Source organism: Paenibacillus sp. SEL1 (assembly GCF_054602535.1).
Genome location: NZ_CM137723.1, coordinates 5,291,199 through 5,303,297, shown reverse-complemented (window position 1 = coordinate 5,303,297; position 12,099 = coordinate 5,291,199). Strand labels below are relative to the sequence as shown.

The following is a 12,099-nucleotide window of genomic DNA, read 5'->3' as shown; positions in this document are numbered from 1 at the left end:
GCATTCTTGGAGCTAAACCCTGAAAATAAAGATGAAAAGAGATCAGAGCAATTTCGTCAGAGGGGGAAGAGTTCAAGATGTGGGGTGCTCCTTTTTCTGCCAAGGCTAAGAAGATGCTGCTGCTGGGTAGCGGCGAATTGGGAAAAGAAGTCATTATTGAAGCTCAGCGGCTTGGCGTGGAATGTATTGCTGTAGATCGCTATGAACTGGCTCCAGCAATGCAGGTGGCCCATCGCTCTCACTGTCTGGATATGCAGGATGCTGAGGCGTTGAAGGCACTAATTCGTAAGGAAAAGCCCGACATAATTGTACCTGAAATCGAAGCTATTGCTACGGGTGCTTTGGAAGAATTAGAGCAAGAAGGATTTCACGTAGTACCAACGGCCCGTGCCGCCCGTCTTACGATGGACCGGGAAGGTATCCGCAGGCTGGCTGCCGAGAAATTAGAGCTTCCGACTGCTGCCTATCGTTTTGCAGATAACTTTGAGCAGTTGCGGTCGGCGGTTCATGAGCTGGGCACGCCATGCGTGGTCAAGCCCTTGATGAGTTCGTCGGGTAAAGGGCAGTCTGTATGCCGGGCAATCGAAGATGCAGAATCCTGCTGGAATACGGCGCTGGAAGGCGCGCGTGCCAAAACAACACGTGTCATTGTTGAAGCTTTTGTCCCGTTTGAGAGCGAAATTACCTTATTGACCGTCAGATCGGTTTTGGGTACGACTTTTTGCCCACCGATTGGCCACATTCAGAAAGATGGGGATTATGTCGAATCCTGGCAGCCTCATGGCATGACGGACAAGCAGCTTTCGGAAGCGGAAGACATTGCCCGTAGGATAACGGATGAACTGGGTGGTTACGGATTGTTTGGCGTAGAGCTATTTTTAACAGCTGATGGCGTCATATTCAGTGAAGTATCCCCTCGTCCGCATGATACAGGAATGGTGACCATGATTACGCAGGATTTGTCGGAATTTGCGCTTCACGTGCGGGCCATTCTCGGATTCCCGCTGCCATCCGTCACGCTGCTTACACCAGGAGCTTCAGCTACTTTGAAGGCAGAAGTGACTACGCGGGATTTTGTAATAAGCGGTCTGCATGATGCATTATTGCTACCCCGGACACAGGTGCGAGTGTTCGGGAAGCCTGAAACCAAGCCGGGACGCCGGATGGCTGTAGCGCTTAGCGCTGCAGAAGATGTGGAAACAGCACGGAAGACGGCCAAAGAAGCTGCTAATATGCTGAAAGTGGAGGTAAATCATGTCTAACAATGTGATGATTCCAGTACTGACAATTCGTTCCGTAGAGCTTGGCGATTGCGAAGCCGTAACTGGACTACTAAGAGAAGTCGGATACCCGATGACTTGTGGTGTAATGAAAGAAGTTATGGGAACAGCGCGGGAGGACAGTCAAGCGAATATGATGGTTGCAGAAATGGATGGTCGTGTTGTCGGAGTAATCGGCATGCATACGGCTCAAAGCTTGGCTTATCCTGATCCTGCCGTACAAATCACCATGCTGGTCGTGAGCGGGGAGTATCGCGGCGAGGGCATTGGCAAGCGCCTGGTGGCTTGTGGTGAGGAGTGGGGACGTGCGCAAGGATGCTATCATTTATTCATTACCGGAGCGAATAACCGCATCAAACAAGTAGAGGCCCGAGCTTTCTACAACCGAATCGGCTTTGAAAAGCAAGGCTACCGTTTCAGCAAAAAGCTTAGATAATCAGCCTATAACAAGACAATCTAATACTTAAAGCCTCACTACTTTTAACTTAGTTCCGCATGGGTCAATTCCGAGCGGGGCTATTTTTTTTCCAACTTTTATACCATTGATCCTGCTATAAAACATGATATACTGCTAGAGTAAAGATTACAAAGTTGTAACCAGACGCGTTCACACCAAGGCATTTATACAACAAGGAGATGACGAAATGAAGAATATGTTGAAAAAAACACTGGTGATGGGAAGTCTTAGCGCCATTTTATCCGCAGGATTCATCGTTCCGGCATCAGCTTCACCAGCTGACGATTTGACTGCCCAACTGCAACAATGGTTTCAAAATAACGGATATACCGTCAATATGTCCAACGGGACGACTACGATAACAAAGACCGTAATTAAGGATGTTTCTGAAAAGGACAAGGCTAAAAACAAAACAGCAAATTCTTCATCCGGCAAACAAACAACAACCAAACAGGGTGGCCAAAAGGCTTCGCAGTCTGGTACCAAGCAACAGACTCAAAAACAAAACACAAACTCAGGCGCGGGTCAGTCTACAGGTACGGATGCACAACTCAGCAAGTCCCAATTTGCAGCTGAGGTTGTAAAGCTTGTAAATAACGAGCGCAGCCAAAAAGGTCTTAAGCCCCTCGCATCGAATGCGAAGCTTACAGAAGTAGCCTTAGTCAAGGCGAAGGATATGAGTACGAACAATTACTTTTCCCATACATCACCGACCTATGGTTCACCATTTGATATGATGAAAAAATTCGGTGTAACTTATACGTATGCGGGTGAGAATATTGCTATGGGACAACAAACACCACAAGAAGTGATGAAAGCCTGGATGAACAGTCAGGGACATCGTGAGAATATTTTGAAGGCAGAGTTTACACAAATCGGTGTGGCTTACTACAATGGGTATTGGGTACAAGAGTTCACACGTAACTAAGATGATAGTAAATACGTTCCCAACGTTATGTCGCTGCTACGAAAAGATAGTGACGTGACGTTAATCTAGAGACCCGCTGACACGTTCAGCGGGTCTTTTGGTGTCTCTTAATCCTCCAGTGGCATAACCACTGCTTTATACCAGAAAAGACTTAAGGGACGTATTTATAGTATGATAGCAGCAAGTTGAATAGATATCAGACTACTTATGGAAAGCCAGGTGAACAAATGAGCTACGAAATCGTGCATGAAGGTGCCTTTGCTATGCTCAAGATTCAGTTGAGACCCGGGGAAATGATTAAAGCAGAAATGGGAGCGATGGTTTCCATGTCTTCCAGTGTAGATATAAAGGGGACGGTAGACGGTGGACTGTTACGTGGTTTAGGCAGAATGCTGAGCGGAGAAAAATTCTTTTTTCAAGAACTGAGGGCAGCCCGGGGACCGGCTGAGGTGTTGTTAGCCCCTGCTAGTATAGGTGATGTACAAGCGGTGGAACTGGATGGCACGTATAGGCTGTTCGTCCAAAAGGACGGTTTTCTGGCTTGCACAGAAGGCATTGAGGTTAGCACCAAAATGCAAAACCTGATGAAAGGTTTATTCTCCGGTGAAGGTTTTTTTATCGTAGAAATCAGTGGTCGAGGTACGGTATTCCTGTCCTCTTATGGGGCCATTCATCCCATTTATATTGCGCCAGGAGAAGAGCGTATTATTGATAATGCTCATCTGGTAGCATGGCCGGATTATATGGATTATAAAATTGAAAAAGCATCTAAAGGCTGGTTGTCCAGCGTAACGAGTGGAGAAGCACTTGTATGTCGCTTTCGCGGTGAAGGAACGGTACTGATCCAAAGTCGAAATCCGGGCAGTTTTGGACAATGGATCAAAAGTTTTATCCCTGATAGCAAATAGTTTGATTCGTCTGATTAGAGATGAGAGGATAAACCGTTCGCAGAAGAAAGTATAATATAAGGATGGTCATTTGCCATCCTTTTTTTGCATGTTCATGGGAAATTATATGTGACTCTAAGCATGTATTGGGCTTTTATTCCGAACAGTTTATTTGCAAAATGATATGAGAAGCTTTATGTTTATTTCACTAAGCTATCAGGAGGGAACACGAGTGAATTCATCAAAATGGATTTGGCGGTCTGTCGGTTCCGTTTCCATTGCCGCCACATTGCTATTATTGTACGGATTTATTACAGCAGTACAAAGTATCACGGCTCCAGAGCCAATGGTTAGCACTCAACCTGTACATTCCGGTTCATCGCAGACACAAACTGCGCCATCCGCTACTAATCAGACGGGAGAGTTTCGGGTAGCTGCCATTGGAGATTCGCTAGCCAAAGGCACGGGGGATGACTCCGGAAGTGGTTTTGTGCGTCGGTCGGTGAGCTTGTTAAATAATCAGGAAGGCCATAAGGCTCAGCTCATAAATAATCTGGGGATTAATGGACTGACGACTCAAGGACTATTGACCAAGCTGGATGAGCCTGGTGTTTCTTATGTGTTGAAAAAGGCTAACGTCATTATTGTCTCGATTGGCGGAAATGATTTATTTCAGGGGGCTCAGGCTGCCCAAACCGGCAAAGAGCCGCCTACACTCAGTGGTTTGCGTAAAGCTGTGCCTGATGCCGCCAAACGTCTGCAAAAAGTGCTGACAAAGGTAGGGAAAATCAATCCGAATGCTAAAATTATCTATGTCGGATTATATAATCCATTCAGTGATCTGCAGGAAATGAAAATTCCCGGTAATCTTGTAGTAACAGAATGGAATCTGGCTGCCATGGCAATTACCAACCAAAACAGCAATATGACTCTGGTTCCAACTTTCGATTTATTCCAGCAAAATTTGCCCGTCTATTTATCATCCGATCATTTTCATCCAAACGGACAGGGCTATCAGGCAATCGCTGAACGTATCGCGCAAGGGTTTGCAGTTGCAAATACGAAGGATGCCGATAAAGTGGATAATGAACAACAGTCTACAAGTAGCCAACCCGCTGAAGTGAAAAAGGGAGGAAACAAGCAATGAGCATCCAATCTGCTGACAAGACCGGGGCTGGAAGTACCGAAAATTCGACATCAAGGGATGCTTTGTCCAGTTTCCATTCCGCCAATCAGATTGGCAGCGGAGGCAGAGACAGAAGCAATACCGAAACAATTCTCTCTGTTCAGCACGTTAAGAAACGTATCAAACGCAAAATGATCATTCATGATGTCACATTCGACGTTCGTGCGGGTGAAATTTTCGGATTTCTTGGTCCTAATGGGGCTGGAAAAACGACGACTATTCGTATGCTGGTCGATTTAATTAAGCCTACGGAAGGGACGATTACCGTCTGTGGTCATAATGTAAATCGTGACCCTGAGCAGGCTTTACGGCATATTGGGTCTATTGTGGAAAATCCAGAGGTGTACAGCTACCTGACAGGGTGGGAGAATTTAGAACATTTTGCCCGTATGCAGCCTGGTGTAGACGAGCAGCGTATCCGCGAAGTCGTTGAGCTGGTTCGGCTCGATCGCCGTATCCATGATAAAGTAAGTACGTATTCTCTCGGAATGCGCCAGCGCCTTGGTATAGCCCAAGCCTTGCTAGGTAGACCGAAATTACTCATTTTGGATGAACCGACGAACGGGTTAGACCCCAAGGGGATCAAGGAAATGAGAGCTTTTATCCGTTTGCTAGCGGCAGAAGGCATGGCAGTATTTGTTTCCAGCCATTTGCTCAGCGAAATCCAGCTGCTATGTGACCGGGTGGCAATTATAAGTCGGGGAAAGGTGCTAGCTGTAGGTGGAGTACGGGAACTGGTTGAGACGCACTCGCACATGGCCGTGTGGCAACTGGAGCCTCGTGATCGGGGTCTTGCCATATTGCAAAATTCTCCGCATGTGCAAATGATTACGAATGCCGATGAATTAATTGATGACAGCATTGTTGCAGGCAGCGGAGCCGATGCAATTTTTACAGAAATGGATGAAGAGCATATTGCGGAGCTGGTGACACAAATGACGGCTTCCGGTATTTCCGTTAAAGGTGTAACCAAAATCAACCCTACACTGGAGCAGCTATTCCTGAAAATGACGGAAGGTGAGATACTTGAATAACATTTTACCGCTCGTACAAAATGAAACGCTCAAAATTATCAAGAAGAAACGATTTTATGTCATTTTACTTGTTTTACTTGTGCTTGTGCCGATTTTTACGTACGCTCAGATGAAAGTGGCAGAAAACAATCGCGAAAAATTCGGCAATGATTGGCGGCTTGAACTGCGTCAGGCGATTACCGATAATCAAAACTCGCTGGGAAGTGACCGGGTTCCCGAGGAATGGAAGACCTATCGTCGGGTCTTTGTGCAGCAGATGCAATATTATTTGGAGAATGATGTGAATCCTAATGAGCCGAGTGGCGTCACCTTTACCAGAGAGTTTATGGATAATTCCATAAATCTGTTCGTTCCGCTGTTGATTATGGCCATTGCCTCCGACTTGGTTTCTGGAGAACGGACGACAGGCACGATAAAAATGTTGCTGACTCGCCCAGTCAGGCGGTGGAAAATACTGCTGAGCAAGCTGTTGACATTGTATATGTTTGTCTCGCTCATCATTTTGGCTGTATTTATAATTAGCTATCTCATATCAGGCTTGTTTTTTGGTTTTCGCGGTTTTAATGTTCCGGTATTTACCGGATTTCAAATTGTTGGATCGACGGTGGATTTGTCTGCTGTACATGCGATTCCACAATGGCATTATCTGATGCTGCAAGCCGGATTGATCTGGTTTGTCAGTCTTGTGGTAGCTTCGTTAGCCTTTATGGTATCTGTCCTGGTACGAAGTACGGCGGCAAGTATCGTGGTCATGATGGCTGCGCTTATTTCGGGCACTATTTTGACAAACATGGCTTCATCTTGGCAGAGTGCTAAATATTTATTTATGGTTAACCTCGAATTAACCGATTATTTATCTGGAAGCCCCGCCCCGATTGAGGGAATGACCTTACCCTTTTCTTTAGCTGTACTGTGCATTTGGGGGGCTGCGGCATTGATTGTTTCATTCGCCGTCTTTACGAAACGGGATATATTGAATTAAAATGGACAAGGTAAAAGAAAACATCTGTTTGCATTTTTGGTGAAAATCATCAAGAATAAGGCAAAACACGGTTACGATTAGACAAAGGGGGAGCATGAATGGTCGACAAAATCGACTTGTCTGCGGGAGTATCCGGCACACAAAGCGGAGCTTCAGAATATGGCGCGGACGACATTCAAGTGCTCGAAGGGCTTGTGGCAGTTCGCAAACGGCCGGGCATGTACATCGGGAGCACCAGTTCTTCGGGACTGCATCATTTGGTATGGGAAATTGTAGACAACGCGGTGGATGAACATCTCGCCAAGTTTTGCTCTCGCATTGACATTACAATGCATAAGGACGGTTCCGTTACAGTATCAGACAACGGGCGCGGTATTCCTACAGGAATGCACAAAACGGGAATTCCTACGCCTCAGGTTGTATTCACCATTTTGCACGCCGGAGGTAAGTTTGGCGGTTCGGGATATAAAAAGTCCGGGGGTCTGCACGGTGTAGGTGCGTCTGTAACGAACGCTCTTTCGGAATGGCTTGAAGTGGAAATTTACCGGGACGGCAAGATTCACCGTCAGCGGTTTGAATATTGGCAGGACAAGAAGGGCGTGGAGCATGTCGGGGAACCGACCACAGGCCTTGAAGTGCTGGGCAATACTAACAAGACGGGCTCGAAAATTACATTTAAACCGGATATTCGTGTTTTTCAGGCAGGCATTCATTTTAACTACGATACGTTGGCTGAGCGTCTTCAGGAAATTGCTTTTCTAAATTCGGGCCTTCGTATTCAACTTAAAGACGAACGCAGCGGAAAGTCAGATGAGTATTTTTATGAGGGTGGCGCAAGTCAGTTTGTTGCTTTTCTGAATGAGGGCAAGGATGTGCTACATGACGTTATTCACTTTAATGCCGAGAAAGAAGACATTGAAGTAGAGATTGCCATCCAGTACAATGCGGGTTATACAGAGACGATTGCTTCGTTCGTTAACTCCATTCCGACACGTGGCGGGGGTACGCATGAAACGGGATTCAAAACCGCTTACACTCGTGTCATGAACGACTATGCGCGCAAAACGGTGATGTTGAAAGAAAAGGATAAAAACTTGGAGGGCAACGATCTACGTGAGGGCATGATGGCTGTAATCAGTGTCAAAATGGCTGAAGTTGAATTTGTCGGCCAGACAAAGGATCAGCTGGGTAGTGCTTCGGCACGGAGTACAGTGGATGCCATCGTATCTGAGCAGATGCAGCGTTTTTTGGAAGAAAATCCGCAGATAGCACAAACTTTGATCAAGAAGGCAGTTCAAGCATCCAGAGCGCGTGAAGCTGCACGTAAAGCTCGGGATGAGATGCGTTCCGGCAAAAAGCGCAGTGAAAGTTCCAATTTGAATGGTAAACTGTCGCCTGCGCAGTCCAAGGATTTTACACGTAATGAGTTGTTTATTGTGGAAGGCGATTCGGCTGGAGGATCAGCCAAGCAGGGACGGGATTCCAAAATTCAGGCCATATTGCCGCTAAAGGGCAAGCCGATGAATCCGGAAAAATCCAAACTGGCGGATATTATGAAGAATGATGAGTACCGTGCTATTACAGCAGCTATTGGTGCGGGGGTAGGAACAGAGTTTTCGCTGGAAGACAGCAATTATTCCAAAATCATCATTATGACCGATGCAGATACAGACGGTGCACACATTCAAGTGCTGTTGTTGACGTTCTTTTATCGGTACATGAAAGAGCTTATTGATGCAGGACGCATATTTATTGCTCAACCGCCATTGTATAAAATAACTCGAAAGTCGGGTAAGCTCGAAACGGTGCGTTATGCTTGGACTGACGAGCAGCTTGATAATTATCTAAAAGAATTTGGACGAAATTTTGAGCTTCAGCGCTATAAAGGACTTGGGGAAATGAACCCTGATCAGTTATGGGAAACAACGATGAATCCCGATTCACGCACCTTGTTACGCGTTCAGATAGAGGATGCAGCCAAGGCTGAACGCAGGGTGTCCACTTTGATGGGTGATAAGGTGGATCCGCGCAAGCGCTGGATCGTGGAAAACGTAGATTTCACGGAATACGTAGAGTAGTGCTATCAAAAGAGGTGTATACATGAGCTTATCGGAGCAGTTTTTGCCAGCTTTTCTGGAGGAAGTGGTCGGTGACCGCTTTGGCCGATATTCCAAATATATTATTCAGGATCGGGCGATACCCGATGTACGGGACGGATTAAAACCCGTACAACGTCGTATTCTGTATGCAATGTACGATTCGGGCAATACGCCGGATAAAGCATATCGTAAATCAGCCAAAACCGTTGGGGACGTTATGGGTAATTACCACCCCCACGGTGACTCGTCGATTTACGATGGCATGGTACGGATGGCGCAGCCTTGGAAAATGAGTCACGTGCTGGTGGATGGTCACGGTAACTGGGGCTCCCAGGATGATGATCCGGCGGCAGCTATGCGTTATACGGAGGCTCGCTTGTCTCCGATCGCAATGGAAATGCTGCGCGATATTGAAAAGCGTACGGTTTTGTTCAAGGACAATTTTGATAACTCGGCCAAAGAGCCTGTTGTGTTGCCGTCTCGTTATCCAAATTTGTTGGTGAACGGTTCCAGTGGAATCTCTGCGGGATTTGCAACAGAGATTCCTACACATAGTTTACGCGAAGTTATTGATGCCAGCATTGCGGTGATGGAAAAGCCTGAGATTGAGCTGGAAGAGATTATGACCTTTATTAAAGGTCCTGATTTCCCGACGGGCGGACTCATTATGGGTGGCGAAGGCATCAAGGACGCTTATCGCACGGGAAAAGGACGCATTTATATTCGTTCCAAAACGGAAATTCAGTCTTTGCGCGGAGGCAAGCAGCAGCTGGTCATTACCGAAATCCCATACCAGATCGTCAAATCAAGGCTCGTAACCGCCATGGAAAATATCCGTCTGGAGAAAAAGGTGGAAGGGATTGCCGAGGTTCGTGACGAAAGTGGACGAAATGGTTTGCGCATCGTTGTGGAGCTGAAGAAGGAAGCTGATGCGGAAGGGATTTTAGCTTATTTGCTGAAAAAAACCGACCTACAGGTGGCATATAACTTCAACATGGTAGCCATTGTGAACAAAGCGCCACATCAGCTTGGGTTGAAATCCATTTTGGAAGCGTATATCGCCCATCAACGCGAAGTTGTCACTCACCGTATCCAGTATGAACTGGAAAAGGCAGAGGATCGTGCCCATGTGCTGGAAGGTTTGGTCAAAGCACTGAACATTCTGGATGAGGTCATCGCAGCCATTAAAGCTTCCAAAAATCGTCAGGATGCACAAAATAATTTGCAATGGATGTTTGGTTTTAGCGAACGGCAGGCAGATTCTATTTTGACCTTGCAGTTGTACCGTCTCACCAATCTGGAAATCACAACGCTTGAAAAAGAACTGGGTGATATCCAGAAAAAAATCGCGCAATATCGTTCTATTCTGGAAAGTGATCGCAAGCTGATCAGCCTGATTCGCAAGGAACTTTTGGAAATTCGCGAAAAGTACGGCATTGACCGTCGTTCAGATATCCAGGGCGAGGTAGAAGAGATTAAGGTGAACCTGGAAGTCATGGTGGGAGCAGAGGATGTACTGCTGACACTCTCGAAAGATGGCTATGTGAAACGTACAAGTATGTTGTCATTCACTCGTTCAGGCGGGGAACGTTCAAGTTCTGGTGTTAAAGAAGGGGATTACGTTACCCAATTGCTTGATGTGAATACGCTGGATGTATTGCTCGTCTTCACCCAGCGCGGACAATATTTTTTACTGCCTGTACATCAGGTGCCAGAGTATAAGTGGAAAGAGCCGGGCACACCCATTGTCAACGTCATTCCGTTATCGAAGGAAGATCGTATCGTAAGTGTTATTCCGCTTAAAAACATCGAGGAAATCGGCAAAAGTCTAGTATTTGTAACAAAGAAGGGCCAAGTAAAGCGTACAGAATTAAAAGAATATGCTACAAAACGTTCTAGTGCCGTAGCCGCCTGCAAAGTAGCAGGGGACGATGAGGTATTATCGGTAACGTTAAGCGAGGGTACCCGGGATATTATGCTGATTACCCGCGCGGGTATGAGTATACGCTTCAAGGAGCAAGAGGTTAATGCGATGGGTCGCGTCTCGGCTGGTGTCAAAGGTATACAGCTAGCAGAAGGCGATGAAATTATCGCGGCGTTATGGGTAGAAGAGGATGAAGGAGAAGTGTTGGTGCTGACCGAGTCCGGTTATGGTAAGCGTACGCTTCTGCTGGATTATCCTACACAGGGAAGAGGCGGCAAAGGTATCACCACCTTTGAGTTCAAGGAAGGCAAACGAGTACGTTCGAATGGAACTCGAATCGTGGCTGCCTTCTATTGCCGTGAAGCTGTTCAATTATTTGCAATCACAGCAGAAGGAGAAACGATGTCCTTCCTTTCGGAAAAGGCTCCTTTGACCGACCGAAAGGATACGGGCAAGCTGCTGGCTCCAGTGGAGAAGAAGGACGAAATTGTGAATGTGCTGCTGCGTAGTGAGCCGCAAGCTTCTCAGTCCATAGAATAATAGGAAAGTCAAGCGCTTATTAGCTCGAAAAAGAGAGGTCCTCTCGTGCCATTCCGGCACGAATGAGGACCTTTTTGCCGTCATGGTGTCGAACTCTGACCAGCCTTCAAAACCGAGGTGAGACTTCCTTCCCCTTTTCATTTCGTGCTCCAAAAACGGCAGGAAACCGGGGCTGAATGGCGAAAATTTAATGTGATGAAATACAATCCGGACGGTGGCCCATACGGTAACTTTGATGCTTTTACTGACCCTGTTATCTAAAGGAGTGAGGCAAAATGCAAACGACCGAATTTGCGAAAATCTGGTCCAGAATGGCTAAGGATTATAAGGTTCATATGGAGCAGCAACTGGCTCCATCATTAACCGAAGCTCAACTTACGGTGCTGGAGGTTTTGAACGAATACGGCCGTATGAAACCGTCTCAACTAATCCCATATCTCGCCACCACACCAGCCGCGGTTACGATGCTGCTGGATCGGATGGAACGGAATCGACTGGTCACCCGTTTCAGAGATGTAAAAGACCGTAGAATTGTATGGATTGTCATTTCGGATCAAGGGAGAGAAGAAGTAGAGCGTGGATTACGAATACGGGATGATTTTCTGGGTTCTGCACTAAACCGAATTTCTCAGCACAATCAAAATTTGCTGGTTTATTTGTTGGGGAAAATTACAACGAAGGCGAAGACTTCAGTATCGGCAAGTGAGACTGAGGGAGTAAAGGAACCAATAGAGCGAGCAGAATAACTAGAATGGTGGCTACATGAAAAGTAGCTGTACGCA

The 12,099-nt window shown here is 46.5% G+C and carries 10 protein-coding genes; all 10 read left to right on the top strand.

Annotated elements, in window-relative coordinates; genetic code table 11:
• Window positions 1-77: 77 nt before the first annotated feature.
• The 10 genes from purT to ACYCSE_RS24230 all read left to right on the top strand — a co-directional run bounded on the left by purT (window position 78) and on the right by ACYCSE_RS24230 (window position 12,063).
• Window positions 78-1,262, top strand: a complete 1,185-nt coding sequence (gene purT / locus ACYCSE_RS24275; protein ID WP_459700355.1) for a formate-dependent phosphoribosylglycinamide formyltransferase — start codon at window positions 78-80, stop codon at window positions 1,260-1,262.
• On the top strand, window positions 1,255-1,716 hold the full coding sequence (locus ACYCSE_RS24270; RefSeq protein ID WP_061831569.1) for a GNAT family N-acetyltransferase: 462 nt from the start codon (window positions 1,255-1,257) through the stop codon (window positions 1,714-1,716). The genes purT and ACYCSE_RS24270 overlap by 8 nt, the downstream gene beginning before the upstream one ends.
• A 208-nt stretch (window positions 1,717-1,924) precedes the next feature.
• The gene (locus tag ACYCSE_RS24265) at window positions 1,925-2,665 is read left to right on the top strand and encodes a CAP domain-containing protein (RefSeq protein ID WP_459700352.1); all 741 of its coding nucleotides are present in this window, start codon (window positions 1,925-1,927) and stop codon (window positions 2,663-2,665) included.
• A gap of 227 nt (window positions 2,666-2,892) precedes the next feature.
• On the top strand, window positions 2,893-3,573 hold the full coding sequence (locus ACYCSE_RS24260; protein WP_459700350.1) for a TIGR00266 family protein: 681 nt from the start codon (window positions 2,893-2,895) through the stop codon (window positions 3,571-3,573).
• 175 nt (window positions 3,574-3,748) lie between these two features.
• Entirely contained in the window at window positions 3,749-4,699 is a 951-nt protein-coding gene (locus ACYCSE_RS24255; RefSeq protein ID WP_459700348.1) for a GDSL-type esterase/lipase family protein, read from the top strand.
• Window positions 4,696-5,772, top strand: a complete 1,077-nt coding sequence (locus tag ACYCSE_RS24250; protein ID WP_459700346.1) for an ABC transporter ATP-binding protein — start codon at window positions 4,696-4,698, stop codon at window positions 5,770-5,772. The genes ACYCSE_RS24255 and ACYCSE_RS24250 overlap by 4 nt, the downstream gene beginning before the upstream one ends.
• Entirely contained in the window at window positions 5,765-6,754 is a 990-nt protein-coding gene (locus ACYCSE_RS24245; RefSeq protein WP_235309635.1) for an ABC transporter permease, read from the top strand. Before ACYCSE_RS24250 ends, ACYCSE_RS24245 begins: the two co-directional genes overlap by 8 nt.
• Before the next feature lie 98 nt (window positions 6,755-6,852).
• Window positions 6,853-8,832, top strand: coding sequence for a DNA topoisomerase IV subunit B (gene parE, locus ACYCSE_RS24240; RefSeq protein WP_028540692.1), 1,980 nt, complete (start codon window positions 6,853-6,855; stop codon window positions 8,830-8,832).
• Between the two features lie 22 nt (window positions 8,833-8,854).
• Window positions 8,855-11,317, top strand: coding sequence for a DNA gyrase subunit A (gene gyrA / locus ACYCSE_RS24235; RefSeq protein ID WP_452567020.1), 2,463 nt, complete (start codon window positions 8,855-8,857; stop codon window positions 11,315-11,317).
• 275 nt (window positions 11,318-11,592) lie between these two features.
• On the top strand, window positions 11,593-12,063 hold the full coding sequence (locus ACYCSE_RS24230; protein ID WP_061831576.1) for a MarR family winged helix-turn-helix transcriptional regulator: 471 nt from the start codon (window positions 11,593-11,595) through the stop codon (window positions 12,061-12,063).
• Window positions 12,064-12,099 lie beyond the last annotated feature (36 nt).